Genomic DNA, 22,188 nt, shown 5'->3' with positions numbered 1-22,188 from the left:
AGGAAGAAGCATGATGGACAGCATTCGAACTCACCCCGCTGGCCTGGCACCGGACTCGCTGGACGCCCCGATCGTGGACCTCAGCGCCGAGGTGCAGACGTTCAACTGGCTGCTCGGCTCGTTCGCCACGAAGACGGCCGGCGTGCAAGAGGCGGTCGTGGTCTCCTCGGACGGTTTGCTCATGGCGAGGTCCTCCAAGCGGGAACAGGCCGACTCCGACCGCCTGGCCGCGGTGGTGTCCGGAATGGCCAGCCTGGCGGGCGGCGCGGGCGAGTGGTACCGGCTGGGCGCGCTGAACCGGGTCGTGGTCGACATAGCGGAGGGCTACCTGGTGATCACTTCGATCAGCCGCGGCTCGATGCTGGGCGTCGTCGCGAGCCGGGCGGCGAACCTCGCCACGGTGGCGTACGAGATGACGCTGTTCGGAACACGGGCGGGCGCGACCCTGACGCCCGGATTGATAGCGGAACTGAAGAGCGCCGTCCACCATTGAACGACGACCCGCGCGGCATACCGGATCCCGAGCCGATCGGGAGAATCCCCCCGTACCTACGAGTTCCCCCGAACGGCGCCGCCCCGATCGGGGCCCCGGGCCGCGATGCCGGCCACACCGGCGAGCAGCTCCGGCAACCAGCCGGCCGCCCGGCCGCCCTGCGCCCGTTCATCCTGACCGGCGGCCGGGTCAACGCCGTCGACCACGAAATCGACGTCGAGACCCAGGTCACCCTGCGCCCTCCTGATCCGTGGGGAGGCCGGGTCCCGCTCACCGCGCTGGGACCGGAAATGCAGGCCATGGCGGCACTCTGCGACGAGCCGATCTCCGTCGCGGAGATCTCGGCGCGGCTGCGCCTCCACCTCGGCGTCACCAAGATCCTCGTTGCTGATCTGCGCGCCGCCGGCTACCTCGACGTGCACGTCACCGACACCCTGAACCCGCTCACCTCCGACACCATTCTGCGAGTGATGCATGGACTTCGTGCGATTTCCTGACGCGTCGGCTGCGGTGGTCCCCAGCGTCCCGGCGAAGCGGCCCCCGGTCCCCGTGAAAATCATCGTGGCTGGTGGCTTCGCCGTCGGCAAGACGACCACGGTCGGGGCGATCTCCGAGATCGCCCCGCTGACCACCGAGGCCGAGATGACCTCGGTGTCCGTCGGCGTCGACAACCCGCGTGCGGAGAGCCTCAAGACCACCACGACCGTCGCCATGGACTTCGGTTGCGTGACCATCGACCAGAGTCTGAAGCTCTACCTGTTCGGCACACCCGGGCAGGACCGCTTCGGCTTCATGTGGGACACCATGGTCCACGGCGCGCTGGGCGCGCTCGTGGTGGTGGACAGCTCCCGGCTCGACGACTGCTACCAGGCAGTGGACTACTTCGAACGGGCCGGGCTCCCGTTCGCCATCGCGGTGAACACGTTCGATGGGCATCTGGCGCATCAGCTCGCCGAGGTGCGCTGGGCCCTCGCCGTCCACGACCGGGTGCCGATCGTGGCCTTCGACGCCCGGTTGCGCGCCTCGGTACGCGACGCGCTGCTGGTGGTACTCGAACAGGCGCTGCACAAGGTGCTGCAGACCGAAGCACTCTGACCGTCGAACAGGCCGCCGAACGTGGCGTGAGATCTCACCGACTCGCCGGGCGGTGAGATCTCACAGGATGAGGTATCCCCACAAACAGTAAAGGGCTCGACCGGAATATCCGATCAAGCCCTTACCTCGGGGTGGAGCTGAGGGGACTCGAACCCCTGACCCCCACACTGCCAGTGTGGTGCGCTACCAGCTGCGCCACAGCCCCTTGCCGTACTGCTTGCGTCCCCGGCGTTTCCCCCGGGCACGCTGGAAATATTACACACCCCCGCGAGGCCCCCGCAGCACCCCCCTCAGTTCAGCGACACGTCCGGAGGGAAGTGGGCGACAGCAGCGAGGATGTCGCCCTGCCGGCGCAGGACCATGGCCCACAGGTCGTCTGGTCGTTCGACGAACGGGTCGCCGGGCAGCGCGTCGAAGACGAACCAGGAGCCGGAGGCGATCTCCTCCTCGAGCTGTCCTGCGGACCAGCCGGAGTAACCGGCGAAGACGCGGATGCCGGCCACGTTCTCCCGGAGGCGTTCCGGGTCGGCGGAGAGGTCGAGGGTGCCGAGGGAACCGGAGACAGGATGAAAACCGGTCACGCGCTTCTTCACCTCGGGGCGGGTGCGTGCCAGGCAGATCGCCGACTCGGGCTGCACCGGGCCGCCCTCGAAGAGCACGGCGGGGTCGCCGGCCAGCTCGCCCCAGTTGCCGAGCACCTCGGCGACCGGCACCTCGGTGGCCCGGTTGAGCACGACGCCCAGGGCGCCGCCCTGCTCGTGCGCGACGAGCAGCACGACCGTACGGTCGAAGTTGGGATCTTTGAGGGTGGGCGTGGCGACCAGCAGCTGACCGGTCATCGATTCCACTGACCGGCCTCCGATTCGCTGCTGTCCCTCACCGAACACGAGATGCCTGCCGCCCGTCCGACGTCAACGCCATGCCAGCACATTAGCCTGCGATTCAGGCCGCGGATAAGGTCTGCACATGAACCCGTCACCCCCGGCAGCAGAGATCGGCGTCATCGGCGGATCCGGCCTGTACGCACTACTCGACGGCGCCATTGAACACGAGGTGGAGACGCCGTACGGTCTGCCATCCGACAAGATCACTGTGGCCTCCGTCGGCGGCCGCCGGGTGGCGTTCCTGCCCCGGCACGGACGCGACCACCGGTTCCCGCCCCACAAGATCCCCTACCGGGCGAATCTGTGGGCGCTGCGCTCGCTGGGGGTGCGTCAGATCATCGCGCCGTGCGCGGTCGGTGGCCTGCGGCCGGAGCTCGGGCCGGGCACGTTCGTGGTGCCGGACCAGCTGATCGACCGGACCAGTGGCCGCGAGCAGACGTATTACGACTCCGGCGCGGTGCACGTCTCGTTCGCCGATCCGTACTGTCCGGCCGGGCGCGCCTCGGTGCTGAATTCCGCCGCAGGGGTGAACGCGGTCGACGGCGGCACCATGGTCGTCGTGGAGGGACCGCGGTTCTCCACCCGCGCCGAGTCCCGCTGGTTCACCGCGATCGGCGGCACGATCGTGAACATGACCGGTCACCCGGAAGCGGTGCTCGCTCGCGAGCTGGCCCTCTGCTACACCTCGATCGCGTTGGTGACCGATCTGGACGCCGGTGTCGAGGGTGGCGAGGCCGTCACCCACGAGGAGGTGTTCCGGGTCTTCGGCGAGAACACCGCCCGGCTCCGCGACGTACTCCTGAAAGCAGTGACCGAACTGCCTGCCGAGCGCACCTGCGGATGTCAGGATGCCCTGCAGGGCATCAAACTCCCTTTCGACCTGCCGTGACCTTCGGGTCGAGGTCCTTTTTCGGTACGACCTGAGTCACGCCCTGAGGCACCCACTGGTGGCGCCGAAGTGGAGGTGCTGCGGATCCGGCTCGCCCCCGCCCGCCGCGACCGCCGACACCCCCGCGCCGTCGGTGAACGACGCGTCCACCGACGGCAGCCCGGCGTCGAGATCTCCGGTGGCGACGTCCAGTCCCGCGGCGGCCAGGTATTCCGCGACGCCGGGCAGCGCCGCCTCCGCGTCCCGGGTCCCGGGCAGGGTGAGGTCGAGCACGACGTAGGCGTCGAAGGCTCCTCCGGCGCACGGCGACCGGCCCTTGACCTGCGGCGTCACCGAGGCCACCTGGAGTTCGTCCTCCCCGAGCCCGGTGAACAGCTCCCGCAGCCGCTCCTCGGCCTCCCGGACGGTCGTCACCGTGGTGTTCCGGTACATCCCGCCGCCCGCGCCGGTCGGCGGCCCCGGCGGCTCCCGCCCCTCGTCGAGCCCGTCCGGCCGCGACCCGAAGGCCCGTTCCAGCTCGTCGCGCCGCCAGCTCTGCCGCGTGGGCGGCGAGCCCTTCGTCCCGCTGGTCACCTCGAGCACGTCGATCCACCCGCGGTAGTCCCGCCAGGCGATCTTCGCGGCCTGACGCGGGAACGGGACCGTCCGGCCCGCCGACAGCCGCAGCGTGGTGATCGCCTCGACCGTGACGACCGTCCGGGAGCCGTCCGTCCGGGAGTCGTACGCCGGATCGCCGACCCCGACGGACGTCCACACCCCCGACGACGGGTCGAAGTACCCGCCGTTGATCATCAGGACCGCCACGAGCATCGCCACGATCGCCACCGCCCCGGCCACGGAGCGCCACCGCCGCCAACCATCGATCGACATGCATTCAGTGTGCCGACCTGCGGCAACCCGCCGGACTGGTCCGGGTGTGGTATCGAGAAGCACCACGACTCGAACGAGGTGGCGGTTGACGACGGAATCCTGGCTTCGCCTGCTCGGCACGGAGACCGAGCCGGTCACCTCGCTCGGCTATCGGTCGGCGCGGCGCGGCGGCGGCAGCGAACACCTGCGGCTGCCGGTCGACCGGCTCCGGGTCGACCGGGTGCCGGACGGGTGCGACGCGGTGCTCGTCGTCAGCGACCTGCAGGGGGTGGCGGTCTCGCCGCTCAGCGGGGCGACGGTGCTGCTCGGCCAGGCGTTCGCCGAACAGCTGGAGATCTGGGCGCAGTCGGAGCTGCTTCCCGCTCCGGACCGGCTCGGCGTGCTGCTCGCCGGTGACCTGTTCTCCGCACCGGGCGCCGATCAGCGCGGCGCCTCCGGCCCGGTCGCCGAGGTCTGGCGGGCCTTCGCCACGGCCGGCTGCCCGTTCGTGGCCGGGGTGGCCGGCAACCACGACGAGGTGGACGCCGCCGAGGTCGCCGGGTACGGCCCGGCCGTCACCCTGCTCGACGGCGACCGCACCGGCTGGGGCGCGTGCACGGTCGCCGGGGTGAGCGGGGTGTCCGGCGACCCGCAACGGCCGATGCGCAGGCCCGAGCCGGATTTCCTCGGCCTGGTCCGCGCGGTCACCGCGACGCCGCCCGCCGTGCTGCTGCTCCACGAGGGCCCGACCGGCACGGATCAGGCCCAGCGCGGCAACCCGCTGATCCGCGAGCTGCTCGAGTCCCGCCCGCCGGGCCTGACCGTGTGCGGGCACGTGCACTGGGACCAGCCGGTGGCCCGGCTCGGCGACGGCCACGTGCTGAACGTCGACGCCCGGGCGATCCTGCTCGAGCCCGCCGGCTGATCTCTGCACCAGTGCGTCAGAACGCTCGCAGGATGTCGTTCACCCGCTCCTTGGCGTCGCCGAAGAGCATCGCGCTGTTCTCCCGGAAGAACAGCGGGTTCTGCACGCCGGCGTACCCGGAGGCCATCGAGCGTTTGAACACGATCACTTCGGCCGCCTCCCAGACCTTGAGGACCGGCATGCCGGCGATCGGGCTGGACGGGTCGTCCATGGCGGCCGGGTTGACCGTGTCGTTGGCGCCGATCACCAGCACCACCGAGGTGCGCGCGAAGTCGTCGTTGATCTCGTCCATCTCGAGGACCACGTCGTACGGCACCTTCGCCTCGGCGAGCAGCACGTTCATGTGCCCGGGCAGCCGGCCGGCCACCGGGTGGATGCCGAACCGCACGTCGATGCCCTTGTCACGGAGTTTGCGGGTCAGCTCGGCGACGCCGTACTGAGCCTGCGCGACTGCCATCCCGTACCCCGGCGTGATGATCACCGACTCGGCCGACTTGAGCAGCTCCGCGACCGCGTCCGCCTGGACCTCGCGGTGCTCGCCGTAGTCGGTGTCGCCGGACGGCCCGGCCTCGACACCGAACCCACCGGCGATCACCGACAGGAACGACCGGTTCATCGCCTTGCACATGATGTACGACAGGTAGGCACCCGACGACCCGACCAGCGCCCCGGTGACGATCAGCAGGTCGTTGGAGAGCAGGAAGCCGGAGGCCGCCGCCGCCCAGCCGGAGTAGCTGTTCAGCATGGACACCACGACCGGCATGTCGCCGCCACCGATCGAGGCGACCAGGTGCCAGCCCAGCAGCAGCGCCACCGCGGTCACCACGATCAGCAGCCAGAGGTGCGGGTCGATCACGAACCACACGGTCAGCAGCACGAACGCGACGAGCGCGCCCACGTTGAGCAGGTTCTTGCCGGGAAGCATCAGCGGACGCGACGGCATCCGGGCGGACAGTTTCAGGAAGGCCACGATCGACCCGGTGAAGGTGACCGCGCCGATGAAAACGCCGATGAACACCTCGGCGCTGTGGATCCCGAGCAGGTCCTGCGCGCCCAGCAGGGCCGCCTCGGCGCCGTCCGGGTCACCCTCGACGTGCAGGTATCCGTTCCAGCCGACGAGCACCGCGGCCAGGCCGACGAAGCTGTGCAGCAACGCGATCAGTTCCGGCATGCCGGTCATCTCGACCTTGGCGGCCCGGTACAGGCCGATCGTCGCGCCGATGCCGGTCGCCACCAGCAGCAGCACCAGCCCGGTGCCACTCAGGTCGCCGACCAGGGCCAGCGCGACCGTCGCGACCAGCGCGAGGGCCATGCCGGCGATGCCGAAGTAGTTGCCGAACCGCGCGCTCTCGTGCCGGGACAGTCCGGCCAGCGCCAGGATGAAGAGCAGGGCCGCGACGAGATACGCCGACTGGGCCGCCGTTTCAATGGTCATCTTCGGTCAGCTCCTGGTGAACATGGCGAGCATGCGGCGGGTCACCGCGAAGCCACCGAAGACGTTGATACTGGCCAGCAGGACGGCGATGAACGACAGCGTGGTCACCGCGACGCCGCCGTGTCCGAGCTGGAGCAGCGCACCGACCACGATGATCCCGGAGATCGCGTTGGTCACCGACATCAGCGGCGTGTGCAGGGCGTGGTGCACGTGCCCGATCACGTAGTAGCCGATCACGATGGCCAGCGCGAAGACCGTCAGGTGTCCGCGCAGCGCGGGCGGCGCGAACGCCGCGAGCAGGAACAACGCGCCCGCTCCGGTGCCGGTCAGGACGAGGCCGCGGTTCTTCTTCGCGGCCTGCGGCTGCGCCGCGGCCTGCGGCGCGACATTCACCGGCGCCGCTGTGGCCGGTGCCGCGGACACCGACACGGGAGGCGGCGGCCAGGTCAGTTCACCATGTCGTACGACGGTGATCGACCTCTGGACGACGTCCTCGAAGTCGAGCACGAGCCGCCCGTCGCGTTCCGGCGTCATCAGCTTCATCAGGTTGACCAGGTTGGTGCCGTACAACTGGGAGGCCTGCGCGGGCAGCCGGCCGGCCAGATCGGTGTAGCCGATGATGGTCACCCCGTTCGCCGTGGTGACCACCTCGCCGGCGACGGTGCCCTCGACGTTCCCGCCGTTCGCGGCTGCCATGTCGACGATCACGCTGCCCGGCTTCATGCTCGCCACCATCTTCGCGGTGATCAGCCGGGGCGCCGGCCGTCCCGGGATCAGCGCCGTGGTGATCACGATGTCGACGTCGGTGGCCTGCTCGGCATAGAGCCGGGCGGCCCGCTCGGTGTAGTCGTCGGACATCTCCTTGGCGTACCCGGTGGCCGAGACCTCGACGTCCGCGGCCTGCACCGCGAGGTACTCCCCGCCGAGCGACTTGACCTGGTCGGCGACCTCGGGCCGCGGGTCGGTGGCCCGGACGATCGCGCCCAGGCTGCCGGCCGCGCCGATCGCCGCGAGCCCGGCCACCCCGACGCCGGCCACCAGCACCTTCGCCGGCGGGACCTTGCCGGCCGCGGTCACCTGCCCGGTGAAGAACCGGCCGAACGCGTGTGCCGCCTCGACGACCGCACGGTATCCGGCGATGTTCGCCATCGAGGAGAGCACGTCCAGGGACTGCGCCCGCGAGATCCGCGGCACCGCGTCCATCGACAGCACGGTGATCGGCCGGCGCGCGAACTCCTCGACGAGTTCCGCGCTGAGCCGCGGGTTGAAGACACCGATCAGGGTCGCCCCGGCGGCGAGCCGATCCAGCCGTTCCGGTTCCGGCGCGTTGATCGTGAACACCACGTCGGCCCGGTACGGATCGCCGAGGGTCGCCCCGGCATCCGCGTACGCCTCGTCGGAGAACGACGACCGCTGCCCGGCGCCGGGCTCCACCACTACGTCATAACCGAGTTTGAGCAACTGGCCCACGGTCGCGGGCGTGGCTGCCACCCGCGTTTCCCCCGAACCGGACTCCCCCAGGACACCAATGATCATTAATCGACTCCCCAGCAGTTCAAGCGACGTTGCCGGACCTACGGCGGAAACGTGAAGGTGAGTGTCTTCACGGATGCCGACCATGAACGCGTTCAAGGAATGAGCTTGTTACTCGCCGGTAGCTTAACGTTCGGCATGACCCCTGTCGCACCCCATCACGTCACATCACCCTCAGTGACCACAACTCCATCATCCGTCATCCGCCCAGCCTGCCGCCCGGGCCGCCACCCCACAGGAGCCGTCCGACCCACCCGGACACGTCACACGTACCGAAATCTTTCGATCCGATCAGCGGCCGTCGCCAGATCCACCGTGGGCCGGACTCGGCACCGGAAGCCGGAAAACCGAAACTTCCTCCCGTTCGCGTTTCTGCGAACGGGGCGGCATATGTGTCCGATTTTCTCCGCGACGTGATCTCGAATTGGTAAAGATCCAAATACACCTCTAGTTATGTGTACCGATGGACAAGAGCATCACCCATCGACGGGCCACACAAGTGAGGTGCGAGCCGGCGCCGGTTTACCCCGGAGTCGGGTCGCACCTTAGCCCGGTCGAGAGGGGCTGAATTGAGACCGTTATCCGTACCGTCCGCAACCCGGCGGGTGGGAGCGGCAGCCGCCGGTGTCGTTCTGCTCGCGGCGTTACTGCCGCAGCAGGCACAGGCCGCGCCGCTACCAGGCGCCGTGACCGCGGACACCGACAGCAAGGCGCAGCGGCGAGCCGATTACGACTCCCGCGCGAACCTGGTCGCCGCAACTGAAGCACAAGCGCCGGCAGCCGCACCGAAGAGTGCCGCATCGAGCCGCGCCATCGCGCCCGCGCCGACTGCCTCGGCGGTGCAGACCATGCGCAACCAGCTCGGTGTGCAGGGAATCGTCGACATCGATCGGGCTACCGGCACCCCACGCCGGGTCGCCAAGCTGGACGGCTTCCTGACCGGCCCGAGCCGCAAGAAGCCGACCACGGTCGCGCTCGACTACATCAAGGCCCACCCCGAGATCTTCGGCTTGGACGCGGCCGACCTCGCCACGCTCGAGCTGCGCCGCGACTATGTCGACGTCGCGGGAACCCACCACCTCAGCTGGGTACAGGTGGCCGACGGCGTGCCGGTGTTCGGCAACGGCCTGAAGGCCCACGTCACCAAGGACGGCCGCCTCGTGCAGGTGGACGGGTCGCCGCTCAAGTCGCTGCCTTCCGCGGCGGGCGCCGCCAAGGTGACCGCCACCGCCGCCCGTGCCGCGGCGGTCAAGGACGTTTTCGGCACGTCCCCCGCCAAGGTCACCAAGACCGCGGCCGGCACGACCACCTTCAGCGACAACGGCACGGCCAAGAAGGTCTGGTTCCAGACCGTCTCGGGCCCGCGCCTGGCCTGGCAGACGATCGTTGTCGACGAGGGCTACGTGCATGTGATCGACGCGGCCAGCGGCGAGGTGCTCTACCGCCACAGCACGATCGCGAACGACAGCGCCGAGGTGTGGAAGAACTATCCGGGCGCGCCCAAGGGCGGCGTCCAGCAGAAGGTCGACCTGACCGCCAAGGGCTGGCTGCCGAACAACGCGCGTCAGCTGTCCGGCAACGTCGCGCACGTCTACTCGGACGTGAACGACAACAACCTGGCCGACCCGACCGAGGAGGTCGGCCCGAGCGGCGTGCACCGGTGGGACTACCCGTTCGTCGACTTCAACGACACGGTGGGCGGCCTCTGCTCGGACGCGTACCCCTGCTCGTGGGACCCGAAGACGGCGAACTCGTGGCAGGTCAACCGCAAGCAGAACGCGGTGCAGCTCTTCACGTTCCTCGGCACCTTCCACGACCACCTCACGTCCTCGCCGATCGGCTTCACCCGGGCGGCGGGCAACTTCGAGGCGCAGGACGGCGACGCGGTGCAGGGCCAGGCCATGGACGGCGCCAACACCCTGAACGGTCTGCCCGACGGTGACCACACCGACAACGCCAACATGAACACCCCGCCGGACGGCATCCCGCCGGTCATGCAGATGTACCTGCTGAACCCGGCCCCGGACGCGGTCGCCGCGAACACCGGTGACGAGTCCGACGTCGTGTTCCACGAGTACACGCACGGCCTGTCGAACCGGCTCGTCATCGACGCCGCCGGGAACTCCACCCTGAGCAACATCCAGGGCGGCGCGATGGGCGAGGCCTGGAGCGACTGGTACGCCGAGGACTACCTGCACGCCAAGGGGCTCGAGAAGGACACCGCCAAGCCCGGTGACGTGCTGATCGGCAAGTACTGGACGGCCGGCGGCACGATCCGCAGCGAGGGTCTCGACTGCACCGTCGGTATCGTCGCGCCGACCTGTCCCGGCACCGCGGCGGCCGGCCCCGGCGGTTACACGTACGGCGACTTCGGCAAGGTCTCGTCGCGTGGCCCCGAGGTGCACGCGGACGGCGAGATCTGGGCCCAGACGCTGTGGGACCTGCGCCGCGCCATCGGCAGCAAGAAGGCCGAGTCGATCGTCACCCGCGGCATGGAACTGTCCCCGGACAACCCGTCCTTCCTGGACATGCGGAACTCGATCATCGCGGCCGACCTGGTGGTCAACCGGGGCAAGAATGCCAAGAGCATCTGGAAGGTCTTCGCCAAGCGGGGCATGGGCTACTTCGCCGCCGCCATCGACGGCGACGACGCCCAGCCGGTCGAGGACTTCTCGACGCCGCCGGCCGCGAGCACCCCGCGCGGCACGCTCACCGGCACGGTGACCGACCAGGACACCAAGGGCCCGGTGTCCGGCCTCACCGTCGCCTTCGGCGGGCACGCCTCCGGCTTCGCCGGTGACTACCGCGCCACCACCGCCGCGGACGGCACCTACAAGATCTCCGGGATCATCCCGGGGACGTACGCCAAGGTGTACGCGCGGGGCGCCGGCTACGACCAGATCGTCAAGACGGTGTCGATCAGCTCGGGCACCAAGGCGGAGAACTGGGCGGTCCGCTACGACTGGGCGGCTTCCTCCGGCGGCGCGGGCATCATCAGCGCCACCGGTCCGGACTACACGGCCTACGGCTGTGGCCCGGGTCAGCTGCTCGACCAGTCGCAGATCTCCGGCTGGGGTTCCGACGTCGCGGCCGAAGGCCAGAACGCCGTGATCCACCTGTCCGGCGCCGTCAACGTCACGCAGCTGGCAGTCAACCCGTCAGCCACCTGTGGTGACGACGCGACGGCCTCGACCGGCGGCTACCGGATCGAGACGTCCAAGGACGGCACCACCTGGGCCCTCGCCGCAAGCGGGGACTTCCCGGCCGGCACTGTCACGGCCACCCCGGTCGCGCTGGCGGCGGGCACCGGCGACGCCATCGAGTACGTCCGGTACACGATGCTGACCACGCAGGCGCAGGATGCCGGACTCTGCGCGGCCGGCCAGCCGGCCACCGCGAACGGTTGCCGGTTCATGGACTCCACCGAGCTGGCGGTCTACGGACCAGCAGCCTGACCAGTGATGGTGCCGGTTGCCCCGTGGTGGGCAGCCGGCACCATCACTTTCTACCGGAAACTGCAAGCGACGGTCTCCGGACCGCGCCCCGCGTAACGCGGGGTCTGGGTGCCTCCGCCCTCAGGCCGAAAAACGAAACGGCCCCCGGTCCGCGTTTTCCGCGAACCGGGGGCCGTCACACCAGTGGAGGCACTGACCGCCTACTTGAACCTGGGAGAGCGGGCCCGACCGCTGCGGACGGCCATCGACGGGGTAACCGACTGGATTTCACCCAGCACTCCAATACCGGGCTAACCTCTTAGCTAAGGAGGTCGCCATGTCTGAAGCAGCCGCGCAGTTCAACATCCACGACGCAAAAACGAACCTCTCGCGAATCATCGACCGCGTCGAGCACGGCGAAGAGATCATCATCAGCAGGGCCGGCACACCCGTCGCCAGGGTGGTCCCGCTCAACCGCGGGGTTGACAGGGTCGGCCGAGGCTCCCTCGCCGGTCAACTCGTCGTAGCCGACGACTGGGACTCACCCGAGGTGAACGAGTCCATCGCACGGGATTTCGGTCTCACATGAGCCTGCTCCTCGACACTCACGTCGTGCTGTGGTGGCTCACGGACGACTCCACGCTTGCTGCCGAGGTCAAGGAACGGCTCGACCACGAACCGGACGTCTACGTCAGCCCCGCGACGATCTGGGAAGTAGCGATCAAGCAGTCGATCGGCAAGCTCGACAAACCAGCCGATCTCCCGGAGCGCATCCGCGACAGCGGCTTCCGGCACCTGAACATCACCGCCGAGCACGGCATCGTCGCGGGTCGGCTCCCACTCATCCACCGAGACCCGTTCGATCGGATGCTCATCGCTCAGGCTCAGGTAGAACATTTGACTCTCGTGACCCGCGACGCCGAGATACCGAAGTACGACGTAGACGTCCTCGCGGTGTGAGGCACCTCGTTCGCGAAGTCTGGAAACACCAGGAACGGCAGCGGCGGCACGGCCCGCATGGGCAGTGCCGCCGCTCCAGGTGAACTCTCACCGCTTCCGCGGTTTCGAGTAACCCCCACTGGGTGGAGGTGCCGGGAATCGAACCCGGGTCCTTCGTTGCTTTGTCAGGGCTTCTCCGAGCGCAGCTCACTACATCCCTACTCGGCCCTCCGGCTCACGTGAGCAAGTCCGGACGATGGGCCCAGTCGCAGATTAATCTCGCCGTGCGGTCCCCGCGACCGGGACCGGTTGGCCAGCCTCCTAGCTGATGCCGGCAGCTGGGACGGAGGCGCTCCCAGACCGACAGACCACGCTACTCGCCTCAGGCGGCGAGAGCGTACTGGTCAGCGTCAAACTTAGAGTTGGCGCTTATAAGTTTCCGACGACCGATTCTCGAGACGACGTCGGCTTCCTCGGCTCGCTTCCCCTGTCTCCACGTACGAAGTCGAAACCAGTCACCCCCGGGATATGTGGACAGCTCGGCAATCTTAGCTCACCTGGCAGCTTCCGCCACCGACCGTGCACCCACTTGGCTTGACCTGGTCTTTTGTTCCCTTGCTGGCCTGGAAGCCTACGGTGATGCTGCGGCCGGGGGCCAGCGAGTTTCCGCGCAAGGTGATCTGGTTGCCGCTGCCGCTGGCCGAGCCGTTCCAGGCGCCGCGGACGCTGACGCCGGCGCCGGACGGGTAGGTCAGGGTCACGGTGAAGTCGTGGGCCGTCGTGCCGGTGTTGGTGACCTTCACCGTGGCGATGAAGCCGTCGGCCCAGGAGGCGCTGGTGCCGTAGGTGGCGCTGAGATCCTTCGGCGCGGCCGGCGAGGGGCTGGTCCGGGCCGGGGTCGGCGAGGCGCTCTTCGAGGTTCTGGACGGGGTCGGCGAGGCCGCGCTCTTCGACGGCGTGGCCGAGGCCGCCGCGGAGGCCGAGGGCGAGGTGGACGGCGACGCGGAGGGTGACACCGAGACCGAGGACGACGGCGACGCGACGGCCGACGGCGGACCGGTGACCAGTGGCAGCGTGGTGGACTCGGCGGCGCGCAGGCCGGCCGAGGGCTGCACCATCACCGGGTTCTCGTCAGCCGAGGCCGGACCGCCGGCCCGGATCGCGATCCACATCACCAGACCGACCAGAAACGCGGCGGCCAGGCCGAACACCGATCGGGCGATGAAGAACTGGCGGTCTCTGTGCTTGGACAACGGCCGGTCTCCTCGGGGGCAGAGGTCGAGCGAAAGCGAAGTGATCAACAAGCTTGGCGGCGCAGGATACCCCGTCAGCCCATGCCTTTGGCGCGACGGCCCATGGCGCGATTGATCTCCCGCTTGGCGTCCCGCTCGGCCAGGTCCTGGCGCTTGTCGTAGCTCTTCTTGCCCTTGGCGACGCCGAGCTCGACCTTCGCATACCCGTTGTGGAAGTAGACCGAGAGCGGGACGAGCGTGACGCCGTCGTCGCGCAGCTTGCCCATCACCTTGGCGATCTCGTCGCGCTTCAGCAGCAGCTTGCGGACCCGGCGAGGCTCGTGGTTGGTCCAGGTGCCCTGCGTGTACTCCGGGATGTGCATGCCGTGCAGGAAGATCTCGCCGTTGTTCTCGTGGCCGAACGCGTCGACGAGCGAGGAGCGCCCGGCGCGCAGCGACTTCACCTCGGTGCCGGTGAGCACCATGCCCGCCTCGTAGGTGTCCGTGATCGCGTAGTCGTGGTACGCCTTGCGGTTCGAGGCGACGAGCTTGCGCCCCTGTTCGCGTGGCATAACCAGCGGTCTCCTTCAACGATCCGGGCGGTCGGGCCGGTCGATCCTATCTCGCCACCGGGCAACGGCAATCCGGCGGCCGGGCAGAGCCCGGGTGACGGCGACGGCGGTTCAGCAGAGGCAGGGCGGCAGGTAGTTCAGCGGGTTACGCGGCGAACCGGCGAACCGGGTCTCGAAGTGCAGGTGCGCACCGGTCGAGGCCCCGGTGCTGCCGACCAGACCGATGATGTCCCCCTGCCGGACGTACTCGCCGACGTGGACGTAGATCCGGGACTGATGGCCGTAACAGGTGGAGAAGCTGGTACCCATGACCCGCCCGTGGCTGACGCAGGTGTAGTTGCCGTAGCCACCCCGCCAGCCGGCCTGGATCACCCGCCCGGACGCGGCGGCCCGGATCGGGGTGCCCGACCCGGCGGCGAAGTCGGTGCCGGCGTGCAGCTGCCAGACCCGGTAGTACGGGTCGTAACGGTTGCCGTAGTCGCTGCTCTTCCAGCCGTGCACCGGCATCAGCAGCTGGCCGTGGTACCGCCCGGGGTAGCCGGCCCGGGTCTCCCGGGTCCGCAGCACGGTACGGGTCTTGCGCTCAGCCATGAGCGCCACCCGGTACTGGGCCAGCACGGTGGCCCGCTGCGCGTTCGCCGCGCTCAGCGCCGTCCGCCGGGCCAGCACCAGCTGGTAGACGTCCCGGCGGGCCCGGACCGCGTCCACCTGGGCGGTCTGTGCGGCTTGGAGCTTGGCAGCGGCCTCGGCCTCGGCCGCCTCCGCGGACCGTTTCGCCACACCGGCCCGGTCCTGCGCGATCCGGGCCGTCCGCCGGGCGCCGATCAGCTGGCGTACGTCGTCGTTCTCCTGCCGGACCATCTCGTCGACCAGGCTCATCCGGTCCATCAAGTCGACCGGGCCGCTCGCCGAGACCAGCAGGTTGAAGCGGGTCACCGGGCTGCCCATGTAGCTGGTGCGGGCGATCTCCTCGACGCGCTGCCGGGCGCCGGCCACCCGTTCCTCGGCGGCCGCCCAGTCCGTGGAGATCCGCTGATAGCTCTGCCGGGCGGCCTCGGCCCGGCCGCGGGCGGAACTCGCCTCGACCCGGGTGGCGATCACGGTGCCGCGGGCGGCGGCCACCCGGTGCTGTGCGGTCGGCAGGGCGGCCGAGGCCAGGGCGAGCCGGCGGGCAGCGGCCTTGGCGGTGGCACCGGCGTTCTCCAGCAGCGCCTCGGCCCGGCGTACCGCTGCGGCGGCCCGCGCGGCGTCGTTCCGGTCGGCCGTCGCCGGGGCCGGCGCGACCAGGACGAGCCCGGCGACGCTGAGCAGACAGAGACAGGCGGACAGCAGCGAGTTCGGTCGGCGGTACCTCACGGGGAGTCACCGTACTCTGACTAAACGCCCTCAAAGCCGTAAACCGCCCGAAGGCAGCGAAGGCCGCGACCCGGCAGGGTCGCGGCCAACGGTACGAAAAGGTCTCGGAGTGCGTCAGACCTTGAGGTAGAACCGCAGGGTGACCCAGGCGGTTCCGGCGCTGACCAGTGCTCCGACCCCAGCCAGCAGCGGCAACATCAACCAGACGTTGCCGGTCGGCACGGGTGTCAGGATCGCGGTCAGGGCTTGCAGCTTGTTGTCCAGCAGGACGATCTTCCCGATGAACAGCGCGACGAACCCGAGCAGCGCGCCGATCAGGCCGGCGACCACCGCCTCGAGCACGAACGGCGCCTGGATGAACCAGTTCGAGGCGCCAACCAGCTTCATCACCGCGACTTCTCGGCGCTTGCTGTACGCGGCCACCTGGATGGTGTTGCCGACCAGCAGCAACGCGGCGAAGGCCATCACCGCCGCGACCACCAGGGACATCAACTGGACCGAGTTGAAGATGTTGAAGACCTTCTGCAACAACTCGCGCTGGTCGATGATCCGCTGGATTCCCGGCTCGCCCTCGATCTGCTTGGCGAACTTGTCGTAATCCTCGGGATTCGTCAGCTTCACCCGGTACGACTCCGGCAGGCTGCTCACGTTGACCGCGGCCACGAAGTCCGGGGAGTCGGCGTAGAGCACCTTGAAGCGCTCGAGAGCCTGCTCCTTCGTCTCGTACGAGCTCTCCTTGACCAGCGGGCTCTCGTCAATCTTCGCCTTGATCGCCTGGCGCTGCCCGTCGGTGACGTTGTCAGCCAGGAAGATCGAGACCTCGATCTCTCCGTAGTAGAAGTTCTTCATACGGTCGACCTGCATGTACATCAGCACGCTGGCGCCCAGCATGGTCAACGAGACCGACATGGTGATGATCATGGCGACCGTCATCGTGACGTTTCGCCACAGGCCCACCAGGACCTCGTTGAGGACGTACTTCACGCGCATCGGGGGATCCTTCCGGGACTCCGCGTGTCACTGGTTCAGCGTTGCTCGGGTGGGCGGAGCCAGTCTCAGCCGTAGACACCACGGGCCTGGTCACGGACGATTCGTCCGCTTTCGATCTCGATGACCCGGCGGCGCATCTGGTTGACGATGTTGGAGTCGTGCGTGACCATCACGACGGTCGTGCCGGTCCGGTTGATCCGGTCCAGCAGTCGCATGATCTCGATCGAGGTGTCCGGGTCGAGGTTACCGGTGGGCTCGTCGGCGAGCAGGATCAGCGGGCGGTTCACGAAGGCCCGGGCCACTGCGACACGCTGCTGCTCACCACCCGACAGCTCATGCGGGTAACGGTGTTCCTTGCCGCCGAGGCCGACCAGCTCCAGCACCTCGGGAACGACGCGCCGGGCGACGGCCTTGGTCTTGCCGATCACCTCGAGAGCGAACGCGACGTTCTCGTACGCGGTGCGGTTGGGCAGCAGGCGGAAGTCCTGGAAGACGCAACCGATCGAGCGGCGGAAGTGCGGGATCTTCCACGAGCGCAGCGAGGTGACGTCCTTGGCGTTCACGACCACTTTGCCGCGAGTCGCCTGGACCTCCTTCAACAGCAGCTTGATGATCGTCGACTTACCGGAACCGGAGGGGCCGATGAAGAAGACGAACTCACCCTTCTCGATCCCGACGCTGACATTGTCCAACGACGGCCGAGACGCCTTCGGATACGTCTTCGTCACGTTCTCGAGCTGAATCACGGGACTGGAGTCTACGCGGTGTAACGGAAACGCCAAGCCCGCCGGGGTCGTGAATCTTGACTACCTGCGGGAACGGCAAAACGGAGCGACCCGAGCCTGACCGAGCGTTCAGACAGGGTCGCTCACCGTGATGAATATGCCTAGGCCGAGACCTGATTCTGCTTGCGCCAGCGGATACCGGCCTCGATGAAGGCGTCCACATCGCCGTCGAAGACCGACGTCGGGTTGCCCACCTCGAACTCGGTGCGCAAATCCTTCACCATTTGGTACGGGTGCAGGACGTACGAACGCATCTGGTCGCCCCACGAACCGGTGGTGTCCTGCTTCAAACCGGCCATCTTGGTCCGTTCCTCCTGGCGCCGGCGCTCGAGCAGCCGGGCCTGGAGCACCCGCAGGGCGGACGCCTTGTTCTGCAGCTGGGACTTCTCGTTCTGACACGTCACCACGATGCCGGTCGGGATGTGGGTGAGCCGCACCGCCGAGTCGGTGGTGTTGACGCTCTGCCCGCCCGGGCCGGACGACCGGTACACGTCGGTCTTGAGCTCATTGTCCGGAATCTCGATGTGGTCGATGGCCTCCACGACCGGCATCACCTCGACACCGGCGAAGCTGGTCTGCCGGCGGCCCTGGTTGTCGAACGGGCTGATCCGGACCAGCCGGTGGGTACCCGACTCGACGCTCAGGGTGCCGTACGCGTAAGGCACCTTGACCGCGAAGGTGGTGGACTTGAGCCCGGCCTCCTCGGCGTACGACGTGTCGTAGACCTCGGTGGGGTAACCGTGGCGCTCGGCCCAGCGCAAATACATCCGCATCAGCATCTCGGCGAAGTCGGCGGCGTCAACACCACCGGCGCCGGCGCGGATCGCCACCAGCGCCTCACGGGAGTCGTACTCACCGGAGAGCAGGGTGCGGACCTCGACCTCCTCGATCGCCTTGCCGAGCGCGACGATCTCGGCAGCGACCTCGGCGACCGAACCCTCGTCGCCTTCGGCCTCGGCCATCTCCAGCAGCAGGCCGGCGTCGTCGATCCGGGAGCGCAGGCGTTCCATCTTGGAGATCTCACCGGCGGCGTACGACAACCGGCTGTTGACGTCCTGCGCCCGCGCCTGGTCGTCCCAGAGGTCGGGAGCGGAGGCCTGCTCCTCGAGATCCGCCTTGTCGCGGCGCAGCTTGTCGACGTCCAGGACATTCTCGATGTTGCGAAGGGTGGCGTCGAGCGCTTTGAGTTGCTCAGGGAAGTCGGCAGCGGTCACGACACTCAACAGTACGCCGCCCGGCCAGAATACTGGCCGGGCAGGTCACAGTTGGTCATCTGGCCGCTTCGGCCGGGACGGTCTTCAGCCAGCTGAGCGCCGCCTTGTGATAGGCCACGGCGAACTCCAGCGCGGCCGCGCCGTACGGGTCGTCGTTCTTTTTAGCCTCCTTGGCCTGCTCCTTCACCATCGCCAGCGCCTCCGCGTGGTACTGGCTGGCGTTGGTGTAGAGCGTCTGCAACTGGTCCGGGTTGTGCTGCTGGCCGAAGGCGACTCGCAGCGCGACGGGATTACGCAGTGCATCGCGACCGGGCGTCTCGGTGAGCCAGCGGCTGAAGGCCCGCTTCCCGGAGGCGGTGATCGCGTAGGGCTGGCTGGACCGCGGGCCCGGCTTCCCGAGGCGCACGAACCCCATCTCGGCCAGAACCGGCAATTCGCGGTAAACCTGGCTCCGCGTCATCGACCAGTAGGGCCCGAGGCGGCGTTCGGCAGCCGCCATGAGCTGTCCGCCGGTCATCGGCCCCTCGTGAAGCAGGCCGAGCAAGGCGGCAGCCGTCGGATTGATTTGCAAGTCGGGCATGCCTTCTAAGCTGCCACTTTGTCGGTCCGGCGTCCAGGATTTCGCACGATCCGTCCAGTTTGCGCCTCCACAAACGACTGTCCCGCACAGACAGTCCGACAACGAGCGCGCAGCTCGGGCGTTTCGCGCCCCGCGACGTAGTTGACCAGCTAAAATGGAGCACTCAATCGGTCAGACAGGCAGGCGGAGGCAGGAAACGCCCATTCCTGGGCGAGTCGCCACGCGCATTCGGACAATCTCGTACAACCACCCCAGCGGCCCATTTCCGGGGCAGGGGCCCGCCCCTCGATCGTGCGTGGAGTGACCCGGTGACGCCGCCGGACGACTCCACGGTGGTGCCGAAACACCCGTCCGTCCATCGTCACACTCCACCGACGGCAGGTCAGGGGCCCGCAGCTTCGCCGGTTACCCTGACGCCATGACCGACCCCGAGCGCCAGTCCGCACCGGAGACCCGCGAGGTCTCGCGGCTCACCGTGATCTTGCTGGCCGTCGCCGCGCTCGCGTGGACGGCCGCGATGCTCCAGTCGGCCCGGGCCAGCATCACCGGCCGGGCGGACGTCGCGATGGAGGTCACGTCCACGGCGTACGCGATGCCCGGTGCGGTCTCCGCCGCCATGGTGGCCGGCGCGGTGGTGGCCCTGCTGGCGCTCACCCTGCTCAGCGGGTGGCGGGTGGTCGGCGCGACCGTCCGGTTCGCCGTCGCCACCGCCAGCGGCCTGCTGGTCGGCGTGCTCTGCGCGGTGCCGATCGTCACGATCAACACCGAGGGCACGATCTACGCGGCGGTCGGCGGCACGGTGGCCGCGGCCGCCACCATCGGCGGCGCGCTGGCCGGCTTCCGGATCCCGCCGGTGGTCGCCGCGGCTGGCTGGGCGACGCTCGGCACGTTCCTGGTCGGCTTCGTGCTGAACAACAAGCACGTCCAGAGCCCGGTGCTCGACCTTCTCGGCAACGGTTCCACCGAGGCGGCCGCCAATGCCAACCAGATGTTTTCGTACGGACAGTCGGCGCTCAGCGGGCTCGCCGCCGGTCTGATCGCCTTCGCGGTCCTGCGGCATGCCGGGCGCCGGGCGGCCGACGGCGGGCCGGGTCTGCGGTGGCCGTTCTACCTGATCGCCGGGGCCGGGCCGGGCATCATGCTGGTGATCTCCGAGATCCTGACCCGGACGGCCGGCGCCCAGGTGCTCGAACTGGCCGGCAAGGTCAGCGAGCTGGAGACGTCGGTGCAGCAGATCCTCAGCACCAACCGGCTCAACAGCGCGCTGATCGTGCTCTTCATCGGCGCGTTCGCGGCGATGGTCGCGGTCGGACGGACCCTCTCCCCCGCCGCGGACGACGAGGACGACGCCCCGGCCTCCTTATCGGCAGGCGCCGAGGAGCCGGTTACCGGGGAGCGGACGAGCTAGGTCTTGCCGTTGCTCTGACCGCGCCCACCCACGGACGTCGCCCCGGAGGGCTTCGCGTTCTGGACGCGCCAGCGGCCAGCGAAGCCCGCAGGGGTCCCGGCGGGAGCGACGATCCGCACCCCGGCGGACGCACGACATCCAGATTTTGATTTTAAAGAAGTTCGTCGAGTTCGGTGACCGCGTACCACTCGAGTTCGTGGTCCTCCGCGCCGTCGACGGTGAACTGCGCGTCCGGGTCGCCGGCCAGCGCCTCCTCGACCACGTCGGCGGCCGCCGCGATCTCCTCGGCGACCGAGGCGCCGTCCACGTGGATGCTCGCCACCTGCGACAACTGCACCGGCTCGGGCAGCCGGACCGTGCTCGAACCGAGCTCCACGTCCTCCCGGACCAGCGCGGACGCCGGCACGTCGGCGGAGACCACCACCCGGCGGCGGGGCGCCTCGGCGTCCTGCCGGAGCAGCCGCAGAGCGCCCTGGGCAGCCCGGGTGAAGGCCACGTACTCCAGCTCCTCCTCGTCGCCCTCGGCATACCACTCGCGGAGCGCGGGGGTCACCGCGTGCGCGGCGGTCGCCTCGTCACCGAGCCGGCCCTTCGCCCGCAGGTCCGCCAGCATCGGCACGGTGGCCGGCACGTATACCCGGACCAGGTCGGTGATCGGCACGTCTTCCTCCAGCTTTGCCATCCCGGTCAGTACACCGCCGCCGCGGCCCGGGAAAAGCCCATTCCACCAGGCGTCTCCGGATCGGGTGGGGCCGGGCTTACGCCGGGCCGGGCTTCATGGTGCCGGGCTCGGCTTTCGGGGGCAAACGGTGGCAAACTCAGGCTGCCGTAATCAACGAGAGTGGGTGGCGACGGTGGAGGCCAGGTTCCTGTTGCTGTCCGACGTGGCGGCCGAGCTGAACGTCTCGGACTCGCAGGTCTATCACATGGTGCGCAGCGGCGAGCTGCCCGCAATCAAGATCGGCGGGCGCGGGCAGTGGCGGGTCGAGCGGGCCAAGCTGGAGGAATACATCCAGGGGAAGTACACCGAGACCGCCGCGTGGGTGCGGGAGAACCCGCTCGCGGAGCGGGAGCCGGAGTGAGCCTTTTGTGCCTCTTCTCGGATGCTCCGATCGGGATTGACCGCCGGTCGCGGGTGGAGCCAGACTGAGGCTATCGAAGGCAAACGAAGCCAAACGCAAGGATTGGCGGTGGAGATGCGATCGGCGGTCGACAGTGCACCCACCGGGTCCCGGCCGGCGATTCACCTGCGGCCGATCCCCGGGTATGAACCCCCGTTCGACGACGGGCTGACGGCTCAGGTGTGGTCGCCGGAGCAGCAGTTGGCCCTGGAGTGGCCACGGCCGGTGCGAAGGCCGTCAGCGGGCCCTCCAGCGGGCCCTCCGGTGGGCAGGAAGGGCGGCCCGGGGTTGCCGGGTGGCGGCCCGTCGCCTGGCGGAGGCGGCCCGTCTGGCGCGGCTGGCTTGCCCGGCCCGGCTGCTTCGTCCGGCACGGCTGCTCTGTCCGGCCCGGCTGCTCTGTCCGGCCCGGCTGCTCTGTCCGGCCCGGCTGCTCTGTCCGGCCCGGCTGCTCTGT

General features: G+C 69.0%; 22 protein-coding genes, 1 tRNA gene and 1 other RNA gene. 10 read left to right on the top strand and 14 right to left on the bottom strand.

The window, feature by feature from the left end; genetic code table 11:
* Positions 1-10: 10 nt before the first annotated feature.
* Genes Apa02nite_RS11515 through Apa02nite_RS11505 form a run of 3 tightly spaced genes read left to right on the top strand, consistent with a single transcriptional unit; the run spans position 11 to position 1,588 of the window.
* A complete protein-coding gene (locus Apa02nite_RS11515) occupies positions 11-493 on the top strand; it encodes a roadblock/LC7 domain-containing protein (protein WP_239164256.1) in 483 nt (160 codons plus the stop codon).
* Positions 490-990, top strand: a complete 501-nt coding sequence (locus Apa02nite_RS11510) for a DUF742 domain-containing protein (protein ID WP_239164255.1) — start codon at positions 490-492, stop codon at positions 988-990. The genes Apa02nite_RS11515 and Apa02nite_RS11510 overlap by 4 nt, the downstream gene beginning before the upstream one ends.
* Positions 968-1,588 carry a GTP-binding protein gene (locus tag Apa02nite_RS11505; protein WP_203825038.1) on the top strand — a complete coding sequence of 207 codons (621 nt, stop codon included), beginning with the start codon at positions 968-970 and terminating at the stop codon, positions 1,586-1,588. Before Apa02nite_RS11510 ends, Apa02nite_RS11505 begins: the two co-directional genes overlap by 23 nt.
* A 132-nt stretch (positions 1,589-1,720) precedes the next feature.
* Here the strand turns inward: Apa02nite_RS11505 and Apa02nite_RS11500 are convergent.
* Positions 1,721-1,793: transfer RNA gene (locus tag Apa02nite_RS11500), tRNA-Ala, on the bottom strand.
* Positions 1,794-1,878: 85 nt separating this feature from the next.
* Positions 1,879-2,427: a YqgE/AlgH family protein gene (locus Apa02nite_RS11495; protein ID WP_203825037.1), complete on the bottom strand. Its 549-nt coding sequence runs from the start codon at positions 2,425-2,427 to the stop codon at positions 1,879-1,881.
* A 127-nt stretch (positions 2,428-2,554) separates the two neighbouring features.
* Between Apa02nite_RS11495 and Apa02nite_RS11490 the strand changes: the two genes are divergently transcribed.
* Positions 2,555-3,361 carry an S-methyl-5'-thioadenosine phosphorylase gene (locus Apa02nite_RS11490; RefSeq protein ID WP_203825036.1) on the top strand — a complete coding sequence of 269 codons (807 nt, stop codon included), beginning with the start codon at positions 2,555-2,557 and terminating at the stop codon, positions 3,359-3,361.
* 36 nt (positions 3,362-3,397) lie between these two features.
* Here the strand turns inward: Apa02nite_RS11490 and Apa02nite_RS11485 are convergent, their stop codons facing one another.
* Positions 3,398-4,231, bottom strand: coding sequence for a hypothetical protein (locus tag Apa02nite_RS11485; RefSeq protein WP_203825035.1), 834 nt, complete (start codon positions 4,229-4,231; stop codon positions 3,398-3,400).
* A gap of 85 nt (positions 4,232-4,316) precedes the next feature.
* On the opposite strand from Apa02nite_RS11485, the gene Apa02nite_RS11480 reads away from it, so the two are divergent.
* Positions 4,317-5,135, top strand: a complete 819-nt coding sequence (locus tag Apa02nite_RS11480) for a metallophosphoesterase family protein (RefSeq protein ID WP_239164254.1) — start codon at positions 4,317-4,319, stop codon at positions 5,133-5,135.
* 16 nt (positions 5,136-5,151) lie between these two features.
* Here Apa02nite_RS11480 and pntB read toward each other — a convergent pair whose 3' ends face one another.
* Positions 5,152-6,570, bottom strand: a complete 1,419-nt coding sequence (gene pntB / locus Apa02nite_RS11475; protein ID WP_067688985.1) for a Re/Si-specific NAD(P)(+) transhydrogenase subunit beta — start codon at positions 6,568-6,570, stop codon at positions 5,152-5,154.
* Positions 6,571-6,576: 6 nt separating this feature from the next.
* Positions 6,577-8,106, bottom strand: a complete 1,530-nt coding sequence (locus tag Apa02nite_RS11470; protein ID WP_203825033.1) for a Re/Si-specific NAD(P)(+) transhydrogenase subunit alpha — start codon at positions 8,104-8,106, stop codon at positions 6,577-6,579.
* Between the two features lie 602 nt (positions 8,107-8,708).
* Here Apa02nite_RS11470 and Apa02nite_RS11465 point away from each other — a divergent pair.
* From Apa02nite_RS11465 to Apa02nite_RS11455, 3 genes are all read left to right on the top strand, one after another.
* Positions 8,709-11,558 carry a M36 family metallopeptidase gene (locus Apa02nite_RS11465; protein ID WP_203825032.1) on the top strand — a complete coding sequence of 950 codons (2,850 nt, stop codon included), beginning with the start codon at positions 8,709-8,711 and terminating at the stop codon, positions 11,556-11,558.
* 316 nt (positions 11,559-11,874) lie between these two features.
* A complete protein-coding gene (locus Apa02nite_RS11460) occupies positions 11,875-12,126 on the top strand; it encodes a type II toxin-antitoxin system Phd/YefM family antitoxin (protein WP_203825031.1) in 252 nt (83 codons plus the stop codon).
* Positions 12,123-12,497, top strand: a complete 375-nt coding sequence (locus Apa02nite_RS11455) for a type II toxin-antitoxin system VapC family toxin (RefSeq protein ID WP_203825030.1) — start codon at positions 12,123-12,125, stop codon at positions 12,495-12,497. Before Apa02nite_RS11460 ends, Apa02nite_RS11455 begins: the two co-directional genes overlap by 4 nt.
* A gap of 120 nt (positions 12,498-12,617) precedes the next feature.
* Here Apa02nite_RS11455 and ssrA read toward each other — a convergent pair.
* From ssrA to Apa02nite_RS11415, 8 genes are all read right to left on the bottom strand, one after another.
* Positions 12,618-12,999: a transfer-messenger RNA gene (gene ssrA / locus Apa02nite_RS11450) on the bottom strand.
* A 25-nt stretch (positions 13,000-13,024) separates the two neighbouring features.
* On the bottom strand, positions 13,025-13,729 hold the full coding sequence (locus Apa02nite_RS11445) for a cellulose binding domain-containing protein (protein WP_203825029.1): 705 nt from the start codon (positions 13,727-13,729) through the stop codon (positions 13,025-13,027).
* A 74-nt stretch (positions 13,730-13,803) separates the two neighbouring features.
* A complete protein-coding gene (gene smpB, locus Apa02nite_RS11440; RefSeq protein WP_067688976.1) occupies positions 13,804-14,280 on the bottom strand; it encodes an SsrA-binding protein SmpB in 477 nt (158 codons plus the stop codon).
* A gap of 111 nt (positions 14,281-14,391) precedes the next feature.
* Positions 14,392-15,636, bottom strand: coding sequence for a M23 family metallopeptidase (locus tag Apa02nite_RS11435; protein WP_203825028.1), 1,245 nt, complete (start codon positions 15,634-15,636; stop codon positions 14,392-14,394).
* A gap of 114 nt (positions 15,637-15,750) precedes the next feature.
* Complete coding sequence (gene ftsX / locus Apa02nite_RS11430) at positions 15,751-16,626, bottom strand: permease-like cell division protein FtsX (protein WP_067688971.1); 876 nt, start codon at positions 16,624-16,626, stop codon at positions 15,751-15,753.
* Positions 16,627-16,691: 65 nt separating this feature from the next.
* A complete protein-coding gene (gene ftsE, locus Apa02nite_RS11425) occupies positions 16,692-17,372 on the bottom strand; it encodes a cell division ATP-binding protein FtsE (RefSeq protein ID WP_014688049.1) in 681 nt (226 codons plus the stop codon).
* 140 nt (positions 17,373-17,512) lie between these two features.
* Positions 17,513-18,625, bottom strand: a complete 1,113-nt coding sequence (prfB, locus tag Apa02nite_RS11420; protein ID WP_067688962.1) for a peptide chain release factor 2 — start codon at positions 18,623-18,625, stop codon at positions 17,513-17,515.
* A 55-nt stretch (positions 18,626-18,680) separates the two neighbouring features.
* Complete coding sequence (locus Apa02nite_RS11415) at positions 18,681-19,205, bottom strand: PadR family transcriptional regulator (protein WP_067688960.1); 525 nt, start codon at positions 19,203-19,205, stop codon at positions 18,681-18,683.
* A gap of 418 nt (positions 19,206-19,623) precedes the next feature.
* On the opposite strand from Apa02nite_RS11415, the gene Apa02nite_RS11410 reads away from it, so the two are divergent.
* Complete coding sequence (locus Apa02nite_RS11410) at positions 19,624-20,613, top strand: hypothetical protein (protein ID WP_203825027.1); 990 nt, start codon at positions 19,624-19,626, stop codon at positions 20,611-20,613.
* Between the two features lie 151 nt (positions 20,614-20,764).
* Here the strand turns inward: Apa02nite_RS11410 and Apa02nite_RS11405 are convergent, their stop codons facing one another.
* Complete coding sequence (locus Apa02nite_RS11405; RefSeq protein ID WP_203825026.1) at positions 20,765-21,295, bottom strand: DUF6912 family protein; 531 nt, start codon at positions 21,293-21,295, stop codon at positions 20,765-20,767.
* Positions 21,296-21,467: 172 nt separating this feature from the next.
* Between Apa02nite_RS11405 and Apa02nite_RS11400 the strand changes: the two genes are divergently transcribed.
* Positions 21,468-21,695 (top strand): helix-turn-helix domain-containing protein, encoded by a 228-nt coding sequence (locus Apa02nite_RS11400; RefSeq protein WP_067689115.1) that lies wholly within the window; start codon positions 21,468-21,470, stop codon positions 21,693-21,695.
* Positions 21,696-22,188: the final 493 nt, after the last annotated feature.

This window comes from Actinoplanes palleronii, assembly GCF_016862315.1.
GTDB classification, from domain to species: Bacteria; Actinomycetota; Actinomycetes; order Mycobacteriales; family Micromonosporaceae; genus Actinoplanes; species Actinoplanes palleronii.
This window is presented reverse-complemented; position numbering and strand designations above follow the sequence as displayed.

Excerpts from the sequence above, each read along its gene's own strand:
- smpB (WP_067688976.1), bottom strand. The coding sequence starts at position 14,280 with ATGCCACGCGAACAGGGGCGCAAGCTCGTCGCCTCGAACCGCAAGGCG.
- Apa02nite_RS11415 (WP_067688960.1), bottom strand. The coding sequence starts at position 19,205 with ATGCCCGACTTGCAAATCAATCCGACGGCTGCCGCCTTGCTCGGCCTG.
- ftsX (WP_067688971.1), bottom strand. The coding sequence starts at position 16,626 with ATGCGCGTGAAGTACGTCCTCAACGAGGTCCTGGTGGGCCTGTGGCGA.
- Apa02nite_RS11490 (WP_203825036.1), top strand. The coding sequence starts at position 2,555 with ATGAACCCGTCACCCCCGGCAGCAGAGATCGGCGTCATCGGCGGATCC.
- Apa02nite_RS11495 (WP_203825037.1), bottom strand. The coding sequence starts at position 2,427 with ATGACCGGTCAGCTGCTGGTCGCCACGCCCACCCTCAAAGATCCCAAC.
- Apa02nite_RS11460 (WP_203825031.1), top strand. The coding sequence starts at position 11,875 with ATGTCTGAAGCAGCCGCGCAGTTCAACATCCACGACGCAAAAACGAAC.
- Apa02nite_RS11410 (WP_203825027.1), top strand. The coding sequence starts at position 19,624 with ATGACCGACCCCGAGCGCCAGTCCGCACCGGAGACCCGCGAGGTCTCG.
- Apa02nite_RS11405 (WP_203825026.1), bottom strand. The coding sequence starts at position 21,295 with ATGGCAAAGCTGGAGGAAGACGTGCCGATCACCGACCTGGTCCGGGTA.
- Apa02nite_RS11515 (WP_239164256.1), top strand. The coding sequence starts at position 11 with ATGATGGACAGCATTCGAACTCACCCCGCTGGCCTGGCACCGGACTCG.
- pntB (WP_067688985.1), bottom strand. The coding sequence starts at position 6,570 with ATGACCATTGAAACGGCGGCCCAGTCGGCGTATCTCGTCGCGGCCCTG.
- Apa02nite_RS11455 (WP_203825030.1), top strand. The coding sequence starts at position 12,123 with ATGAGCCTGCTCCTCGACACTCACGTCGTGCTGTGGTGGCTCACGGAC.
- Apa02nite_RS11485 (WP_203825035.1), bottom strand. The coding sequence starts at position 4,231 with ATGTCGATCGATGGTTGGCGGCGGTGGCGCTCCGTGGCCGGGGCGGTG.
- Apa02nite_RS11470 (WP_203825033.1), bottom strand. The coding sequence starts at position 8,106 with ATGATCATTGGTGTCCTGGGGGAGTCCGGTTCGGGGGAAACGCGGGTG.
- Apa02nite_RS11505 (WP_203825038.1), top strand. The coding sequence starts at position 968 with ATGGACTTCGTGCGATTTCCTGACGCGTCGGCTGCGGTGGTCCCCAGC.